18 protein-coding genes and 1 pseudogene are annotated in these 17,295 nt (G+C 31.3%); 6 read left to right on the top strand and 13 right to left on the bottom strand.

What is annotated here, in order from left to right; all coding sequences use genetic code 11:
• Positions 1-18 precede the first annotated feature (18 nt).
• From BHU33_RS04125 to BHU33_RS04115, 3 genes and pseudogenes are all read left to right on the top strand, one after another.
• The gene (locus BHU33_RS04125) at positions 19-639 is read left to right on the top strand and encodes a TetR/AcrR family transcriptional regulator (protein WP_054645909.1); all 621 of its coding nucleotides are present in this window, start codon (positions 19-21) and stop codon (positions 637-639) included.
• Positions 640-752: 113 nt separating this feature from the next.
• Positions 753-1,751: a D-2-hydroxyacid dehydrogenase gene (locus tag BHU33_RS04120; protein ID WP_054645910.1), complete on the top strand. Its 999-nt coding sequence runs from the start codon at positions 753-755 to the stop codon at positions 1,749-1,751.
• Between the two features lie 135 nt (positions 1,752-1,886).
• A pseudogene (locus BHU33_RS04115) lies at positions 1,887-3,749 on the top strand (cation:proton antiporter domain-containing protein).
• A gap of 59 nt (positions 3,750-3,808) precedes the next feature.
• Here the strand turns inward: BHU33_RS04115 and BHU33_RS04110 are convergent.
• The 6 genes from BHU33_RS04110 to BHU33_RS04085 all read right to left on the bottom strand — a co-directional run bounded on the left by BHU33_RS04110 (position 3,809) and on the right by BHU33_RS04085 (position 10,741).
• Entirely contained in the window at positions 3,809-5,134 is a 1,326-nt protein-coding gene (locus BHU33_RS04110) for an MATE family efflux transporter (protein WP_056997701.1), read from the bottom strand.
• A 4-nt stretch (positions 5,135-5,138) separates the two neighbouring features.
• A complete protein-coding gene (locus BHU33_RS04105) occupies positions 5,139-5,543 on the bottom strand; it encodes an AfsA-related hotdog domain-containing protein (protein ID WP_065866183.1) in 405 nt (134 codons plus the stop codon).
• A 543-nt stretch (positions 5,544-6,086) separates the two neighbouring features.
• The gene (locus tag BHU33_RS04100; RefSeq protein ID WP_054645912.1) at positions 6,087-8,381 is read right to left on the bottom strand and encodes an ABC transporter permease; all 2,295 of its coding nucleotides are present in this window, start codon (positions 8,379-8,381) and stop codon (positions 6,087-6,089) included.
• Positions 8,378-9,079 (bottom strand): ABC transporter ATP-binding protein, encoded by a 702-nt coding sequence (locus BHU33_RS04095; RefSeq protein WP_054645913.1) that lies wholly within the window; start codon positions 9,077-9,079, stop codon positions 8,378-8,380. Before BHU33_RS04095 ends, BHU33_RS04100 begins: the two co-directional genes overlap by 4 nt.
• A 35-nt stretch (positions 9,080-9,114) precedes the next feature.
• Positions 9,115-9,891, bottom strand: coding sequence for an AAA family ATPase (locus BHU33_RS04090; RefSeq protein WP_054645914.1), 777 nt, complete (start codon positions 9,889-9,891; stop codon positions 9,115-9,117).
• A gap of 1 nt (position 9,892) precedes the next feature.
• Positions 9,893-10,741 carry an AvrD family protein gene (locus BHU33_RS04085; protein WP_054645915.1) on the bottom strand — a complete coding sequence of 283 codons (849 nt, stop codon included), beginning with the start codon at positions 10,739-10,741 and terminating at the stop codon, positions 9,893-9,895.
• A 113-nt stretch (positions 10,742-10,854) separates the two neighbouring features.
• On the opposite strand from BHU33_RS04085, the gene BHU33_RS04080 reads away from it, so the two are divergent.
• Entirely contained in the window at positions 10,855-11,169 is a 315-nt protein-coding gene (locus BHU33_RS04080; RefSeq protein ID WP_065866181.1) for a winged helix-turn-helix transcriptional regulator, read from the top strand.
• A gap of 47 nt (positions 11,170-11,216) precedes the next feature.
• On the opposite strand, the gene BHU33_RS04075 is transcribed toward BHU33_RS04080, so the two are convergent.
• From BHU33_RS04075 to BHU33_RS04050, 6 genes are all read right to left on the bottom strand, one after another.
• Positions 11,217-12,017, bottom strand: coding sequence for a DUF6681 family protein (locus BHU33_RS04075; RefSeq protein ID WP_056997702.1), 801 nt, complete (start codon positions 12,015-12,017; stop codon positions 11,217-11,219).
• 2 nt (positions 12,018-12,019) lie between these two features.
• On the bottom strand, positions 12,020-12,544 hold the full coding sequence (locus BHU33_RS04070; RefSeq protein WP_054645916.1) for a hypothetical protein: 525 nt from the start codon (positions 12,542-12,544) through the stop codon (positions 12,020-12,022).
• A 58-nt stretch (positions 12,545-12,602) separates the two neighbouring features.
• Positions 12,603-13,169 carry a guanylate kinase gene (locus BHU33_RS04065; RefSeq protein ID WP_054645917.1) on the bottom strand — a complete coding sequence of 189 codons (567 nt, stop codon included), beginning with the start codon at positions 13,167-13,169 and terminating at the stop codon, positions 12,603-12,605.
• Positions 13,162-13,581 (bottom strand): bis(5'-nucleosyl)-tetraphosphatase, encoded by a 420-nt coding sequence (locus BHU33_RS04060; protein WP_054645918.1) that lies wholly within the window; start codon positions 13,579-13,581, stop codon positions 13,162-13,164. Before BHU33_RS04060 ends, BHU33_RS04065 begins: the two co-directional genes overlap by 8 nt.
• Positions 13,582-13,633: 52 nt before the next feature.
• Positions 13,634-14,767 carry a cation:proton antiporter gene (locus tag BHU33_RS04055; RefSeq protein ID WP_054645919.1) on the bottom strand — a complete coding sequence of 378 codons (1,134 nt, stop codon included), beginning with the start codon at positions 14,765-14,767 and terminating at the stop codon, positions 13,634-13,636.
• 119 nt (positions 14,768-14,886) lie between these two features.
• A complete protein-coding gene (locus BHU33_RS04050; RefSeq protein ID WP_054645920.1) occupies positions 14,887-15,444 on the bottom strand; it encodes an NAD(P)H-dependent oxidoreductase in 558 nt (185 codons plus the stop codon).
• A 163-nt stretch (positions 15,445-15,607) separates the two neighbouring features.
• Between BHU33_RS04050 and BHU33_RS04045 the strand changes: the two genes are divergently transcribed.
• The gene (locus BHU33_RS04045) at positions 15,608-16,240 is read left to right on the top strand and encodes a carbonic anhydrase family protein (RefSeq protein WP_054645921.1); all 633 of its coding nucleotides are present in this window, start codon (positions 15,608-15,610) and stop codon (positions 16,238-16,240) included.
• On the opposite strand, the gene BHU33_RS04040 is transcribed toward BHU33_RS04045, so the two are convergent.
• A complete protein-coding gene (locus tag BHU33_RS04040) occupies positions 16,232-16,552 on the bottom strand; it encodes a winged helix-turn-helix transcriptional regulator (RefSeq protein ID WP_054645922.1) in 321 nt (106 codons plus the stop codon). The two genes, BHU33_RS04045 and BHU33_RS04040, sit on opposite strands and share 9 nt — an antisense overlap.
• Positions 16,553-16,667: 115 nt before the next feature.
• On the opposite strand from BHU33_RS04040, the gene BHU33_RS04035 reads away from it, so the two are divergent.
• Positions 16,668-17,285 (top strand): nitroreductase family protein, encoded by a 618-nt coding sequence (locus tag BHU33_RS04035; RefSeq protein WP_054645923.1) that lies wholly within the window; start codon positions 16,668-16,670, stop codon positions 17,283-17,285.
• The last annotated feature ends 10 nt before the right edge of the window (positions 17,286-17,295 follow it).

The raw sequence follows: 17,295 nt of genomic DNA, 5'->3' as shown, positions 1-17,295 counted from the left end.
TTAAATGGAGGAATTTTCATGGCTAACATTCGTAATCAGGATCAAACTCACAAACAACTGCTTGATGCTGGGTTTCAAGCCTTTTTAAAAAATGGTTTTGATAATACTAAAATTCGGGAAATCTGTCGTGATGCTCATCGAACTACTGGTTCTTTTTATCAGCATTTTAAATCAAAAGCTGAGATATTGGATGAAATTTTAGAGCCATTTTTACACCAGCTTGCTGCCGAATACAATGAACAATTTAAAATTGGAATGAAAAAAATCGAGCAGCAAAACGTTCAACAAATTTGGCAACAAAATATTTTGAACATGAATGGCATTATTAAAACCCTGAATGCCAACCCTAAATATAAAGAACTAATCTTGTTTAAAGCTGATGGTTCCAAGTACGATCGGTTATCAGAAATTTTAACCAAGTATTTTACCCAAAAAATCATTATTGCTATTGATACGATGCAGGAACACGGTATCGTTCCCATTAGTTTTAAATTTAATTACCAAGAATTACACTTTCACGTATTTGCTTTCTACGCTACGTTTGTTGACATTCTCAAACACCAATATAGTGAAGCAGAAACCATCATGTTGTGTAATAATCTTTATACATTTTTTATCCTGGTTGGGCAACTTGGTTAGAAATCTAGTTTTATTTTAATAACACTGTTATTTTATTTTGGAAAATCAAAAGTTAAATTCAACATTTTGCTCTCAACTCGTGTTAAACTCGACATGTAAAGGGGGACGATATTATGAAAATTATTGCATATGGAATTAGAAATGATGAAAAACCTTACTTAGATGAATGGGTTGCTAATCACCCTGATGTTGAGGTTAAAAGCGAACCAAAACTGTTAGATGAAAATACCGTTGATGAAGCAAAAGATTTTGATGGAGTGGTGGCATACCAACAAAAGACTTATACAGCAACAGTTTTAGATAAATTAGGCAGCTTCGGAATTAAATCATTATCATTGCGTAATGTTGGAGTTGACAATATTGATGCTGAAGCCGCTAAAAGGAATGGCATTAAAGTTTCCAACGTCCCAGCTTATTCACCTGCTGCAATTGCTGAATTAGCTGTGACTGAAATGATGCGTTTATTGCGGAGAACTAAGAAGTTCGAAGATAAAGAACGTCATGGTAACTTAACTTGGGCTCCTGATATTGCTGAAGAAATGAATCAACAAACCGTGGGAGTTTTTGCTACTGGTCGAATTGGTCGTCAAGTAATCGATATCGTACGAGGCTTTGGTGCTAAGGTAATTGCATATGATCCATACCCTAATCCTAAACTAAAAAAAGAGGGTGTTTATGTTGATACCCCTGAAGAACTTTACAAAAATTCAGACATTTTAACATTGCATGCACCCGCATTAAAAGAAAATGAACATATGATTAACGATGAAACTATTGGGCAAATGAAAGATGGAATTCGAATTATTAATTGTGCTCGTGGTTCTTTAATTGATACAGATGCTTTAATCCGCGGTCTAGACAGTGGAAAAATTAAAGGAGCCGCTCTAGACGTCTATGAAGATGAAGTTGGTATATTTAATGTTGACTTTGGTAGTTTTGACAAAATTCCTGACGCTAGACTTAAAAATCTTATGGAACGTGATAATGTTTTAATTACTCCCCACATCGCTTTTTACACCAAAGTAGCAGTTAAAAACATGGTACAATATGCGTTAGATGCTAATGTATCATTAATTAAAACTGGTACTTCAGATAAAGAAGTAAAACTTTAATCGTCATTATCAAAAGACGCCCAAAATTTTTGAGCGCCTTTTTACATATTTTTAGCCAAACCAACAAAAAACTTTTATAATGATAATCTGTGCTTAACTCATTTAGTAATCAACATTAATAACTTGGAGGAACCCATGAATCAAATTTCTTTAGTAGTCATATTGCTAGCGGCATTACTAACCCCGTTAGTGCTTAATCGATTTCATATTTCGGCGCTCCCTACTTCGGTGGTCGAAATCTTGGTGGGAATCGTATTAGGTCCTAGTTGTTTTGGACTAATTTCCAATAACGTCCCCATTTTACAATCACTTTCTAGTATTGGCGTGATTGTATTGTTGTTCTTAAGTGGAATGGAAATTGATTTTAGCTTATTCAAGCCAAAGTCTAAAAATCCGACCGAATTACAACAAAAGACAAATGCTAAGGCTTCAAAGTATTCACCAGTACGCTTAGCCATTTACGGTTACATTTCTATTATTATCCTTTCGTTTTTACTAGGAGGTTTAACCGTTGTAACTGGTTTGTTTAGCGATATTTGGTTAGCTTCAATTTTATTTATGACCGTTTCTCTGGGTGTAGTTATCGCTGCCTTAAAGGAACGTAACACGCTTGGAACTGCTTTTGGTCAGACTATTCTTTTAATCTCTGCCTTAGGTGAAATTGTCCCAATTTTAGGTTTAACCATTTATGCTTCTATTTTTGGCACTGATTCAAAATCACTTTGGCTAACTTTGATTATCTTTGCAGTGGCAGCGCTCTTATTGATTAATTTCCGTAATTTCTTCCACAATTTAGAAGAAGTCAATAAATCGACTACCCAAATTGATATCCGACTAGCTTTTTTCATTATCGCGTTACTTTCAATCATCGCTGTTAGTGTTGGTTCTGAAGCTGTCTTAGGGGCATTCGTTGGAGGAATGGTTTATAAATTACTCCAACCTTCTGAATCAACTAAGGACAAATTGGATTCTATCGGATATGGATTTTTCATCCCCATTTTCTTCATTATGAGCGGAGTTGGTCTAGACTTAAAAAAAATCTTGGCAGATCCGAAAGCTTTAGTTTTGATTCCAGTTATTTTAGCAAGTTATTTACTTGCTAAATCTATGTTGTACCCAATCTTTAGATTACGCTTTAACAAGCGAAATTCGCTCGCTGGAACCGCCCTTCCGATGGCTACTATAACTATGGTATTGGCAATTTTAAGTGTCGCTAATAATATGAAAGTAATTACATCGCAGCAATCAGGTGCTTTTCTATTGGCTGCCATTATTACTTGTATTGTAGGGCCACTAATCTTTAATCAGCTCTTTACACCGGATGCCGATATTTATCAAAATATTAAAGTGCATATTTTTGGTGTTAATATTATGACAGTTCCGGTAGCTCAACAATTACAAAAGAGTTGGTACGATGTCAATATCTATACTGATAACCAAAAAAATTATGAAGCATTTAATTCTGAAACGAATGTTACTTTCTTAAAATCTTTAGATTCTAAATATCTAATTCAATAAGGCTATTTTGATTGTGACATTGCGGTCTTTTCTTACTTTGATTCTGAAACAAATTACCAACTTGCAAAGGCTGCTAAAAATTATGGTGTTAAGCGAGTGATTGCTCGTTTTGAAGATCGCAATATTCTTAATAGTCATGAGAAAGAATTAACTCAACTTGGTGTGGAGGTTTACAATACCTTTGCCGTTAATATTGCCATGTTGCGTGAATTAATTGAAGTTCCTTCAACCTTCAACATGATTAAATCCAACAGTGTGGAACTTCATGAAGTTACTCTCCGTAATCGTAACTTTGCGGGAGTTAAAATCAAAGACTTACCATTCCATTCTGAAATTACCATTAATCGTATCTTTAGAAATAAACGAATGATTCATCCAACTGGCGATACTATTCTCCAATTAAATGATAAAATTATTTTTTCTACTAACTCGGATGATAGTAATAAGATTCGAGAAGCACTTGCAAAACTAAATTATTAAATTTAAAAAAGACTTCCAATTTATTTTGGAAGTCTCTTTTTTAAATGCTTAAATAATTATTAATAAGCTATTTTTTTATAATTTGCTCTTATTAAATAAATTATTACTATAAATATTAAAATATCTGATAAAACATAAGAGAACCATAGACCATTAATACTGATGATATGGGAAAGTAAGAAAGCTAATGGTACTTGAAAGACTACTTGTCTTAAAATAACTAAACTTGTTGATACTTTGGCATTTTCTATATATTGAAAATAACTGGTTCCAATGTTGATTATCCCTTGTAGTGGTAGAGAAAGCATAACAATTTGTAATGCTTTAGCTGCATATGTCACAAACGCAATATCATGCGGATTAAATAATTCGGTGATGTTAGCTGCAAATAATTCCAATAGAAAAAATAAAATCAATGTAAAGATAGTAGCTACCTTTAATGAATAATTCAAACTTTTTTTGACCCGTAAATTTAAACCAGCTCCATAATTATAACTAATCACTGGCTGCACGCCAGTTGTAATAGCATTCATCAAAGAAATTACATATCTGTAAATTGAAGATACAACTGATAGTGCTGCTAGTCCATAAATTCCGCCATATGCTATAGCAATCCGATTATAAAAAGATAAAAGAATTACCGAAAAAGAACTAGTTAAGAAAAATGGCAATCCCATGGATAAAATTTTCAAACTAGAAGAAAAATCAAAAATTTTTGTAATCTTAACGCTATTTTTTAAATAAGGTAAATAATAAAATCCAGACAATACACAAATAACTATATTGGCAATGATAGTGGCAAGTGCTGAACCTGTGAATCCTAAGTTTAATTTGAGAATTAAAAATGATCCAAAAGTTAAATTAGTAAAAAATGCAATTACATTTATGATTAAAACATTTTTAATCTTTCCCTCAGCACGGATATCATATAAGAGGGTATGTGCAACAAAATAAAATGGTGATCCCAATAAGAAGACTAAGGTAAATTCGGTAATAAACTTAAAATATTTGGCATCTGCACCTAATAAACACATAATTTGAGATAAAAAAAACCAAATTAATAATGCTTGAATAATTGAAATTAAAATGGATAACATAATCCCCTGAATTAGAGTTTGTTTGAATTTTACTTTATCTTTTTTTCCCGCATAAATTGTTAATAATGAAGAAGCTCCCTGACTAACTAACGCTGAAAAACTATAAACAATGGCATAAATCATAAATGTAAATGCATTAGCTGAATTCACCATTACACCCAATTTTTGACCAATAAAAATACCATCAATAATGTTATAAGAACCACTAACTAATACTGTTATAAGAGAAGGAAAAATCAACATATTCAGTAGTTTACTGATTGACATTGTTTCTAAATTATTATTCATAATATTATCTTTCTGCTAAATGATCTTTCATATTAACTGAATAAATTTTCCCTACTATATATCCTTTCAAACAGCATTTGTTATTTTGCCAAAATGAAACTGTACAAAATCCTGAATGCTTACGAGATTTATGGACAATAACTTGAACGTACAAGGGTTTATCTTTAGATATAAATATTTTATATATTTTAGTATCTTTTATAGGAACAAAATACTCATGATTGCCCAAATATTGTTCAGAAGCAGCAATACATGCTTGTCTAAAAATTTCTGTTAAAATCATTGATTCAATATGATCACTTGATGCATGATCAATTCTTATTTCATTTGTCCTTCTATAACCCCTATAAAAGTATAAACTATTAGAATTAAATGAATTAGATATCAAAACATTATCAATATCTTCCATATGAACAATATTTTTATTAATTAAACTTGAATCTGATTCGTTCAATTTTGATAATAATTTAATAATATGAGTTGGAATTTTTATTTTTTCAGTAATATTTAATAAATCATCAGGTTTTAAATTTGCCTTATATATATATTATTAATATCATTTTTTGAAAAATAATCTATAATATCAGAATATTTATTTTTAAAATCTGGAAGATAAATTGACACATCGTGTTTCAATCAATTACATACTAGTTCTATATTTGAAGTATTATGCAAATATAGAAGTGAACATTTATTTTCCTTTTCTAATACATGTGGTTGAGCACATATTACATAAGGTGTTTTAAATTCTTTAGTCAATAGTTTATACATATTCCCCTCCTTAATAAAGGTTTAAAAGTGTAGTAATATAATTTAAAATCATTATCTATATTATAATAACACTTTAAATGTAAAAAAATGCACTTTATATTAAATATTAATAAAAATTGAAGAAGATATAGCATGCTTATGCATAAATATTGAAATTGTTTATATATATTAGCCTAATTTATTATTCAACACCTTTAGTTGAGGCAATCATATCTAACTTTTTAAGCCTACTTCCCATCATTCCTACTGTCGATAAAGCCGCAGCAACTACAATTATAGAGGCTAATGCGATACTAATAGTCGAAATAAATGGATAATAAATAATTTGACTGGTATTAAAAGTGGTTACATATCGAGATAAGAACCAATAGCCAAATGGAACTCCAATAAGCCAACCAAGACTTGTAATCGTTAGATTTTCAATAATTGTGAGGTTTCTAATTTGATTACGCGAAAATCCTAAGATTTCAAGAGTCGCATAACTTCTTGATCGTTCTGTAAAACTCAACGATCCTAAGTTATACAAAATTACAATAGTTAAAAGAATTCCGAATACTTGAATCATCAAGAAAATACTACTTAAATTATTTACCATTTCTTTAGCATTACTCTTTTGTTCTTTCAAACTAACAACTTGCGTAACTGCTAAGTTATTTTTAATTTTTTGTGGAATCTGATGACGACTTGTCAAAATAGCAGTTGGTTTAAACGTCATTCCTTGATCCTGCCAAGTTTTTTTAGTCATGTAAATTCCCTGAGGTGCACTAGATTTAATAATTCCTTTAACCTTTAATTTTATTGTTTTATCACTAAAAGACGGTTGTAATCTGATAGTTTGATTCTTTTTAATATGAGCAGTTTTAGCAATTCCTTCTGCTACATAAACTCCTCCATTTTTAATTTTCTGTTGATTTTCCGTTTTTAGTTTAATTTTTGAACCAGAATCTAAAATAGTTAATGGACGATCAAACTCACCTTTAGGTTGCAAACTACTGTAAACTGATTCAATTTTTTCACCATGAACTTGTTTTGTGATTCGATTGATTTCAGATTGACTCGTGTTATTACTCAAGTTCATTTTTTTAGCATAAACATATTCATGCCCATAAGTTTGATCAACTTGATTATCCATTGAATTTTTCGTTCCAAATCCAGTCATAACTAAAGCTAACCCACCAATTACACCAATTAATCCCATTAACATTTGAACTTTATTTCCAAGATTATCTCTGATCGACCAACGATTTCCAAAAGGAATTTTATTCCAAATTGCTGGAAATCTTTCTAATAAAACTCGTTTACCATGTTTAGCTGTACTACCTTTTCTAAATGCCTGTGCAGGAGTCAATCCATGATTTACTTGGGCTGCAAATAATGCTGATAAAACACAAATTATGATTACTCCTAATGCAACATAGAGAGGAACAACAGTATAAGCAATTTTCCATGATGGCAGTGAAAACATTGGTTTTTGTGATGCCATTACAAAGTTAGAAAGTAATGGAGCCACTGCTAAACCTACCAAAGCACCAATTCCTCCAACTAATAAACCATACATAGAGTAATAAAGTGACAAAATAACGTTAGAATAACCTAATGATTGTAAAGTAGCCATATCTCGTTGTTGCTGGTCAATTATTTTTCTAATCGTAGTGTACATGGCTAGCACAGCTAGCAGAATAAAGATAATTGAGAATAAAATGGAGATATTTCTAATCTGCCCCACCCGATCAACTGCGGTTGCAATTCCGACATTTGATTTTTGCGTTTGTAAGGCAATGTATTTTTTACCAATCAATTTTCTAATTTGTTTTTCAACCTGTTGATTATTGCTATCTTTAATTTCAATTACATTATTTAATAATGGTAGTTTAAATTTATTCATTAAAGTTTTATCACTAATAAAGCCATAACCATAATTTTGATTCTGTGGAGAAATAAAATCATTTGATCCGGTATAATACATTTTATCTGGTGAATTAACTAACCCTGCTACCTTTAATTTAACTGGCTGATTATTAAATTTGACTGTAACTGTACTATTTTTATGCAATCCATTAGTTTGTGCAAATTTTTCATTTAAATAAATTCCACTAACCTTGGTATTTATTCTTTGACCATTAGTTTGCAGAGTTTTGGATAATTGTTGTGTTCCTGGGGTACTAACTGCTAAATAACGTTTACTTCCTTTTAAATGAGTTGTCGTATTAATCTCAGTCTGCGCTGAAATTTTAGAAACATCTGGAAGATTCTTAATTTGCTTTACTTCATTTTCACTCAAACCAGTCGATTGCAAAGTTGTAGTAGCTAAATGAGTTCGCGTAGTATAGTGATTAATATTTTGTTTCATCCCATTCCAGGTTCCTTCTAACCCGGTATAAAAAAGGACACTTAGAAAGGCCATCAAGAAAACTGAAAAAAACTGCGTCCAGTTTTTAAACACCGTCCGAACTAACTTTTTTAATAGAAATCTCATCCCCAATCAACCTCCTCAACTTCAAGCGGACTTGGATTATCAATGATTTTATCGACTCGTCCGTCTTTGATATGAATTACCCGATCAGCAATTGGAGCAACTAAGGGATTATGAGTAACTATCACTACGGCGGTATCCTTACTCTTGCTCTTCTTTAAAATTTCAAAAACTCGTTTAGAAGTTTCTGTATCTAAAGCTCCCGTAGGTTCATCACATAAAAGAACTTTCGGACTCTTGGCTAAAGCTCTGGCAATCGAAACTCGCTGCATTTCTCCTCCAGATAATTGATCAGGAAAATTATTTTTCCGTTTTAACAAGCCAACCTTTTGAAGGTATTTTTCAGTGATATTGCGATATTTTTTATTTTCTAACTGAGCAGAGATGGCAACATTTTCAAAAACAGTTAAATTAGAAATTAAGTTATAAAATTGAAAGACAAATCCAACAATCTCTTTTCGATAATCGGTTAACTGTTTATCAGATTCTGTATTAATGAAATTATTATTGTAAGTTACGGTTCCAGAAGTTGGTCGATCCATTCCTCCTAAAATATTTAAAGTTGTACTTTTTCCAGATCCACTTGGTCCCAAAATGACCGTTACTTGATTGGATTCAATATCAAAACTTACATCATTTAAAGCGTGAGTTACTTCTGATCCATTTTGATAACTTTTACTAACATGTTTTAAGCTAAGCATTCTATCTTTCCTCCAAGTTACTATAATATCTATTTTTAAAAATGAGATAATATTTTGATTTTTTCAATAAATGTTGGTTTGTGATATTGATTAATAATTTTTTGAGAAACCATTTCACAACTTTTTTTGATTTTATCATTAGCTTCATCTAATGCTTGTTCTGTGGAAATGACTTGTGGTAAATCTAACTGTTTTATAATCTTATTAACTCTTTCTTTTTGTGTACCTCCAATAATATGAACTGGAAAATTTAGATTTTTATAAGCCATGAAAATTTCTTTGTCAGACATTTTTCTATATTTTTCTGATACTGGGCGATGTCCATCAGGATCCATTTTAAATTCAATTGGGAGATGAATAATATCTGTGTAGGTATCTTTAGCATATTTATTAACTACAGTTCCGTAGCCTTTAAAATATTTTTTCATAAATTTGTTCGCATTTATTCCCAAGAAAAATTTAATAAATTGTTGATACCATGAAGCTCCAGGATTAATTCCAATTTTTGTTCTAATTGTTCCATATATCCATTCATTAAGAACAGACCCATCTGAAATAAAATCACTTTGTTTTGTAATTAAGCTTTCTTCAGCTTTAATTCTTTCTTTAAATCTATATAATCCTAATGCCAATAATTCCGTCATATTCATATCCTGAAATCTTAATCCTGGATATAAAAATGTTAGAATTTCTCTAGCAGATAATGCATTAATCATTGGAATTCCAGTAGCTATTGATAATGCTTTTGTAGTTGTTGTTTTCCCACTAGAATAAGTTCCAGAAATAACAATATGTTTTTTTTCATTATTCATATTAACTATCCCCCTTTTGTAATGCAGTTTTAGCAACAATATTAACCAAATTCATTTGATCGTGACCCTTCATATAAAATGAATGCCAAGTACCATTTTTTGAATCAATCATTTTATTTCTTGCTATATTAAAATAAACTTTATCTTTTTGATTAATTTTTAATAATTTTTCATTATTAATATGCAAATTTAATTTTCTTACCCAAAAATTACTAGAATCATCTCGTGAAATTTTTGCGTTATTAAATGCTAAAACTTCGCCAAGTTGTGCAAAAACAATTAACCAAGAAATTATATATACAGAAGAATTTTTATTAAAATCAACTTCAAAATCTGACACTACTGAATCATTTGAATCAAAATAAATATTAGTAATATTATTTTTTAATTTCTTATAATCATTAATTTCATTTGATCTGTTTTCATTATTATTTTTAAATTTACAATCAATTTTCATATTTCCAATGATTCCATTTAAATGAAATATATTCTTCAAATTTTCTACGTTAAATTTGACCTTGATGTTATCAATAATTTCAATTGGACTTGTTCCTGTAGTAACATTAAAATCAGTTAATATATAACTATTTTTATCAATTCCTTGTTCTTTTAAAATTGATTTGAAAATTTTTATGGTAATTACTAATGTATCAACACTACTAACATGTTGGTTTTGTGATACTTTATTTTTCACTGACCAATTATTATACTTAGAAACTTGAACATAAGCCTCCCAATGATTATCTATATATTCAATAGATTTAACATTATGAGATATTTTTTTATACCCATTCCCAAAATATCTAGTTTGGGAATCACCCAATAAATCATCAATAGATTTAAAATTCATATTTTCTTTCCTCCTTTTGTTATTACTTGTATAATAAATGCATAGCTTTAAAAAGAAAAGTAGGGTAATTTTTTACAGTAACTGCATAAAATTAAAGAATTAGGAGATTTCTAGTGGAAAGTAAACAAATTATTGAAGAATGTCCCATTCAACCAGTCGTTGATATTATTAGCGGAAAATGGACTGCTTATATACTTTGGGAAATATATAACGAAAACAATCATTACGGCGGCATTATTAAAGCCCTGCCTGGTATTAGTACCAGAACTTTGTCTACCAGACTAAAGATGTTGGAACAAACAAGGATTGTAACTAGAAACGTCTTTAATACCAATCCGCCAACTGTTGCTTATAAATTAACTAAGAAGGGCTTAGATTTAGCTCCTATTTTAGTTTCAATGAAAAAATGGTCGGAAACCTATAAATAAAAAATAGCCTCAACTCCGCTTGGAGTTGAGGCTATTTTGAGATATATCTATTTTTTCTGATAAGCAATTCGTAACTCAATTTGATAATTTTTGGAATCGGTCATAATTCCATTCCTACCCATCATTTTATAAGTTCCGCCAGTTAAATATGCAGCAGCTAAATATAAAACAAATTTCTGTTGATTAATTTGACTAATGGGCTGTAGTCCAACCGTTTTAATTTTACCAACTGATTGAGCTTCGGCTTCATTAATTCCGGCATAAATAACGTAATCGTTATTGAGATGTTTCATAGAAAAGTAAGGAACAAGTGCACCTTTGCCAATGGCATAAACTGGCTTTTTACTCTTTTTCAGCAGATTATTTAATCCACGTTCACCAAGTCCGCCATAATCAGTAGTTAACAACTTATTCTGAATCATTTCCTGTGCCAAAGTAGTGATAAATTGTTGTTCAACCGGCGTAGATATCATCGTTGCCGGCATTGTTTTACGAGCATCAAATAATCCATTAGCAGGAATATCCCGATATTGCATTCCTGATCTTTCCTGTGTTTCTTTTGGCTTAATGTGTAAAACTTTATAAATCCAAGGTGTGATATCAATTTTGGATGTTTTACTCAAAAAATAATACACAAAATTCAAGTATAAAAAGTAGGCTAAAACAATTGTCACAGAAAGAAGCATCAATCCCCACCATATATTGCCGTTAGCAATAAAACGGTACGAAATATAAGCCATATATAATTCACCTAAAAAACCTAAAATGACATAAAGTCGTGCTTTGGTTTTTGCTTCAATATTAATATAAGAAAGCCAGGAGTTAATCCCATCTAAGAAACTAAACATTATTAATTACCTCCTTGACTAGCAGTGGTACTAGCAGCTGGTTTAGTAGCTTCGTTGGTATTAGCAGAGCTACCGCTATTATTACTGGAATCATTGTTGCTTGTAGTAGCTGTTTTGTTACTGTCTGTGTTTTTATTACTGTTATCAGCATTGTCTGAGTTAGACGTAGTACCTGAATTTGTATTAGATTTATTGGCATCGTTATCATTATTAGCAGGTTTGTTAGTATCTGTTTCATTGTTATCTTTAGTTGAATTATTATTATCGTTTTTATCAGTATTATTTTGGTTATTATCAGTTGTATCTTTATTATCATCCGTTTTTTTATCTGGATTAGATGTGGTTTTATTATCGTTATTATTTTGATCCGTTTTATTATTGGTGTCGTTATTCGAATTTGTCGTCTTCGTAACTTTGGCACCTTCTTGCGTATGAGTTACCTTATTTGTTACCACGTTGGTAGCACCCAATGCCAAACAAATCGCAAAGATTGCAAAGGGAGTTAAAAATGGAGGAACTTTATTCATGTACTCATCTCCTTCAGTTTAGTAGTTTTTATTATCAACCTTTTTAATTAAAAAGAAGTTAATTATCCGTTAACTTTTTAATAATATTATCAAGTTGTATTTCAGTCTGTTGCCAATTTTCATTATTAATAATTTCTGCTTTTCCAACAAGTTGTTTTGGCAACACTAAATCGCGAATATCTTCTTTACTCGTAATCCGATGCTCAACTGCAGCGGGTTTATCCCCGCGCTTTAACATTCGTTGTCGCAATTCATTTTGATTATCAACCTGCATAAACAAGACAATTGCGTGCTTGCCCAATTCTTTTTTGTAAGTAATAGCCCCTTTGGTATCCAGCACGATTGAAACGATATTATTCTGTTGTAATGCTCGATGGATGGCTTCCCATGAAGAACCATATTGATGACCTGCATATTCCACTTTTTCTAGCAAGTGCAATTTAGCAAAACTGGCATCCGTTTCAAAATAATATTCAACTCCGTTTTTTTCGCCTGGACGTGGCGGTCTAGTAGTATGTGTGATAACCCGCGGAATTCCATATTTTTGTTGTAAATAATCCTGAACTGACGTCTTACCCGTTCCTGCTGCTCCCGTTAAAACAATGACGTATTGATTGTTATTCATAATGGCTCCTAATGTACTGATTAGCAGCTGTTAATGGTGGTCTTAAGTTATCATAAGTTACTAATGAGAATGCCTCTTGGTAAGTACACCAACGATATTCGCTGATTTCTTCAACTTGGCGCTTAACTTTTACATCAGTAGAAACTTCCGCTACAAAAAAGGTAATAATTTTATGATTGCCATTTTTCATATCGTATTCAACCTTAGTAGTGAAATTCGGATTAATTATGGCAACCAATCCAGTTTCTTCTCTAATTTCTCGCTGAGCTGCTTCCACTAGGGTTTCATTTCCCTCAACATGTCCTTTAGGATAACCCCAAAAATCACTAGTTGCACTTTTTAATAACAAATATAACGGCTGTTTATCCTTCATCATAAAAACAACAGCACCGCCATCAATTTCGTTTGCCATCTTCATCGCCTCGCTTTTTCTTTACAATAATTGTAACTTAATTTAGCTTCGTTCACACACTCTTAATACTCCATTTCAACATAATTGGCGACAAAACGGTTGTCAAAATTACTACTAAAATAATTTCAGAATACAGGCTTGCAGATACCAAGTGACTCGATAAGCCAATTTGAGCAATGATTAAGGCCATTTCGCCTCGTGAAACCATTCCAGAACCAACAATATTACTGTCATGCCAATCAAATCCAAATATTTTTGCTCCAACACCGCAGCCAATCCATTTAGTTAGAATTGCTAAAACTGTCATAATCAATACTAATAACCAGCCCTGCCATGATCCGACAAGTTTCAGTTCTAGCCCCACTGAAACAAAAAAGATGGGAATAAAAAACGAATAACCAATTAAATTAGTACTATGAATCACTGTTTTCTTAGCAGGAGTAATGGCTACTGCAATTCCTGCAAAAAAGGCACCTAATACTGAACTTAAATGGGCCTCTTCCGCTAAATAAGCCATTAAAAAGCACAGACAAATGCCCACAATCGAAATGGCAATATCATCATTAAAACGAGACGTCAATTTAATAATCTCTGGTACTATCCATTTGATCATCACAATGATAAAAATCAAATATAAAAGCTGCATACCAATGATTACCAATGGACTAGCTGCTTGAGATTCAAAAATGCTAGAAAATAAACTTAAAAGAATAATTGAAATCACATCATCAACCACGGCAGCACCTAAAATAACTGCTCCAGCAACCGTCTGCAATTTACCAAACTCCTGTAAGACAGCAACACTGATTGAAACCGAAGTTGCAGAAAAAATCACACCCCAAAAAAGTGCATCCTTTAATCCTTGATTCATTAATAATCCTAGTGCAAGAAAAACCAGCATAGGCAAGATCACTCCACAAGCTGCAATCCCTGTTGCTGATTTCAAATATTTTTTTACTTGTTCAAAATCACATTCCAAACCGGCTAAAAACATTAGTAAAACAATACCCAAATTCGAGCCAACTGAAATTAAATGATTAAGTTGCAAAATCCCTAAAATTGCTGGGCCTAAAATAATTCCCGCTACAATTTGTCCAACTACCGTTGGCAAACCAATCCGACTTGCAAGATATCCCATTAACAATGCGCTAATCAAAATTAGACACATACCACTTAAATATTCCATAATACTCCTTTTAAAAAGTCATTACCTTTATTATTATATTACATTCTAATTCACTGCTTTAAACCCAAAATAAAGACTATCAGTTCCAAATCGAAACCGATAGTCTTTTAAAAATCAATTTATTGGTTAAGTACATAATCATCCATAAATTGTTCCAACTGTTTTTTATATGCTTGATATTCAGGATGACTAATAACATTATGAAACGAAATGCTTTTTTTCGTCAAGGGCTGCAAACCACAATACTCCATTGCGTAATACAACGGTTGAAAGACATCATCAACGCTAGCTCCAGCAAAAAATTTAGTTGGATCATTAAATGCTGTAATGGGTGCGTTCCAGGTTGTCGAGAATAAAAATTTCTTTCCTTGTAATAATCCTCCGCGTCCATATTCAGAAGCACCTGCGTAAAAAATTCCATGCTGTAAAACGTTATCTAAATATAATTTTAATTTACCAGGAACATTGAACCAATATACTGGAAATTGAAATATGATTAAATCAGCCCATAAAAATTTATTGATTTCAGTTATCGTATCATAATCTTCGACTGAAGATAGTTGTACTTCATCATTTGCATTGCGTAATTTTTTTACCATGACACCTACAAGTGATTGATTTAACTCACCTTTGTTGCTAGGTGCTTTTTCATGACCATTAATAATTAAGACTTTCATATAATTACTTCCCTTCTTACTTATTATAAGTCTTTTGAGATATTAAGCATCAATCACATTAGCAAATTTTTACTAGTTATTATTAAAATAATACACTAGTATTTAATAATAGAATAACATCTAATAATCAAATTTAATTTAAATAAAAAAGGAAAGATAATCGATGCTTAATTATAACAATCAGGATAATTGGCCTAACAATTTTGGTCAACAACAATCTCCCATCAATTTAATCAGTCATAATGCTAATTTTCATCAAATAAATATTCCTTTCAAAATAACAAAGCCTTATAATTTTGTGACCGAAAAAGACGATCAGACAACCATTAAACTGCTAGGAAATGGTTCTGCAATAATTTTCAATCGTCCTTTCCAATTCATTCAAACCCATTTTCATTTTCCTAGCGAACATTTAATTAATGGAACAACATTCCCTTTTGAAATTCATTTAGTACATCAAAACGAAATTGGACAAACCGTGGTAATTTCCCTGATGGTTTCTTTAGGAGATTCCAACTCAAATATTCAATCAGTGATAGATAATTTTATTGAAAAATCAGCTAAATCTATTAAAATTAATCAACTAGACTGGATTCCTGATAATCCAACTGGATATCATTATCTCGGCTCTCTCACAACACCTCCATTAACTGAAGGCATTGAATGGGTTATCATCGACAATCCTAAACTAACAATTAGCATGAAACAGTTAAACTGGTTTGAAACTCATTTTAAGCCCAATAATCGCAACATTCAGTCGTTAAACCACAGACAAGTCCATTTATATTCAAATTAAATTATTTTTACCCCACTCATTTAATTCTTTCATGATTGGAATTAACCCTTTGGCTTTATCAGTTAAGTGATATTCAGAACGAACCGGCGCTTGGCTGCCAAAAACTTTTTTTGAAATTAATTTTTCAGTAGCTAGCGTTTCTAGAGACCTGACAAGCATAATATTAGTAATCCCGGCTGCTTTTCTTTTTAACTGGTTAAATCCAATCCCATCATTTTTATAAATCAACCATAAAATATTCAATTTCCATTTTCCAGCAAAAATATCCATTATTTTTGATATGCCACAATCCCAATTAGTTGTTGATTGCATTGTTATTCTCCCTTTCTAATTATAAATTCAGGTTACAAAATTGTGCGTACTATTCATATTTGTTTTTTCTATTTATAGTGTAGTTACTATAACTAATGGAAAAGGACAAATAATTATGGATTTTTTAGATAAATTAGACCAACGCAAATCTGTACGACATTTTCAGCCCAATATTGAAATAAAAGATGAAGAAATTATCGACATATTAAATCATGCAGCTAATGCTCCTTCTAACAATAATTCCCAACCTTGGAAAGTAATTGTTATTAAAAATCAACATATCAAAGATAAATTAAAAATATTTTCATATAATCAAGAACATGTTTCCGAAGCTTCAGCACTCTTTTTAATCTTAGGAGACAAACAAAATTATAAAATTGAAAATTTGATTAATGCGAGTTTAAAATATCATCTCATTACGGAATTGCAAGTAGCAGAAAAACAACAGCGAATTGAAAAATACTTTTCTGTTCATCCAGAAGATCGAGAAGAAGAAGGCTTAAGATTAGATATCGGTTTGTTTAGTATGAATCTCATGCATGTATTAAGAGCTTATGGCTATGATTCAGTCCCAATGCGTGGAATTGAATTTGATAAAGTTATGAAATATTTAGATTTACCCAATAATTGGTCACCAATCTTGCTTTTGCCTGTAGGAAAAGCAAAGAATAATGGTCATCACCATAGTCGTGAAAATGCCGAAACTTTCACAAAAATCATTCATTGGCTTTAATCATAATTTG

Source organism: Fructilactobacillus lindneri DSM 20690 = JCM 11027, assembly GCF_002907375.1.
Taxonomy (GTDB): domain Bacteria; phylum Bacillota; class Bacilli; order Lactobacillales; family Lactobacillaceae; genus Fructilactobacillus; species Fructilactobacillus lindneri.
This window is presented reverse-complemented; position numbering and strand designations above follow the sequence as displayed.

What these genes read in the sequence shown, in the direction of transcription:
- BHU33_RS04040 (WP_054645922.1), bottom strand. Translation starts at nt 16,552, where the DNA reads ATGCAATCAACAACTAATTGGGATTGTGGCATATCAAAAATAATGGAT.
- BHU33_RS04100 (WP_054645912.1), bottom strand. Translation starts at nt 8,381, where the DNA reads ATGAGATTTCTATTAAAAAAGTTAGTTCGGACGGTGTTTAAAAACTGG.
- BHU33_RS04060 (WP_054645918.1), bottom strand. Translation starts at nt 13,581, where the DNA reads ATGGCAAACGAAATTGATGGCGGTGCTGTTGTTTTTATGATGAAGGAT.
- BHU33_RS04035 (WP_054645923.1), top strand. Translation starts at nt 16,668, where the DNA reads ATGGATTTTTTAGATAAATTAGACCAACGCAAATCTGTACGACATTTT.
- BHU33_RS04120 (WP_054645910.1), top strand. Translation starts at nt 753, where the DNA reads ATGAAAATTATTGCATATGGAATTAGAAATGATGAAAAACCTTACTTA.
- BHU33_RS04110 (WP_056997701.1), bottom strand. Translation starts at nt 5,134, where the DNA reads ATGAATAATAATTTAGAAACAATGTCAATCAGTAAACTACTGAATATG.
- BHU33_RS04045 (WP_054645921.1), top strand. Translation starts at nt 15,608, where the DNA reads ATGCTTAATTATAACAATCAGGATAATTGGCCTAACAATTTTGGTCAA.
- BHU33_RS04070 (WP_054645916.1), bottom strand. Translation starts at nt 12,544, where the DNA reads ATGAATAAAGTTCCTCCATTTTTAACTCCCTTTGCAATCTTTGCGATT.
- BHU33_RS04085 (WP_054645915.1), bottom strand. Translation starts at nt 10,741, where the DNA reads ATGAATTTTAAATCTATTGATGATTTATTGGGTGATTCCCAAACTAGA.
- BHU33_RS04105 (WP_065866183.1), bottom strand. Translation starts at nt 5,543, where the DNA reads ATGGAAGATATTGATAATGTTTTGATATCTAATTCATTTAATTCTAAT.
- BHU33_RS04050 (WP_054645920.1), bottom strand. Translation starts at nt 15,444, where the DNA reads ATGAAAGTCTTAATTATTAATGGTCATGAAAAAGCACCTAGCAACAAA.
- BHU33_RS04090 (WP_054645914.1), bottom strand. Translation starts at nt 9,891, where the DNA reads ATGAATAATGAAAAAAAACATATTGTTATTTCTGGAACTTATTCTAGT.
- BHU33_RS04065 (WP_054645917.1), bottom strand. Translation starts at nt 13,169, where the DNA reads ATGAATAACAATCAATACGTCATTGTTTTAACGGGAGCAGCAGGAACG.
- BHU33_RS04075 (WP_056997702.1), bottom strand. Translation starts at nt 12,017, where the DNA reads ATGTTTAGTTTCTTAGATGGGATTAACTCCTGGCTTTCTTATATTAAT.
- BHU33_RS04055 (WP_054645919.1), bottom strand. Translation starts at nt 14,767, where the DNA reads ATGGAATATTTAAGTGGTATGTGTCTAATTTTGATTAGCGCATTGTTA.
- BHU33_RS04125 (WP_054645909.1), top strand. Translation starts at nt 19, where the DNA reads ATGGCTAACATTCGTAATCAGGATCAAACTCACAAACAACTGCTTGAT.
- BHU33_RS04095 (WP_054645913.1), bottom strand. Translation starts at nt 9,079, where the DNA reads ATGCTTAGCTTAAAACATGTTAGTAAAAGTTATCAAAATGGATCAGAA.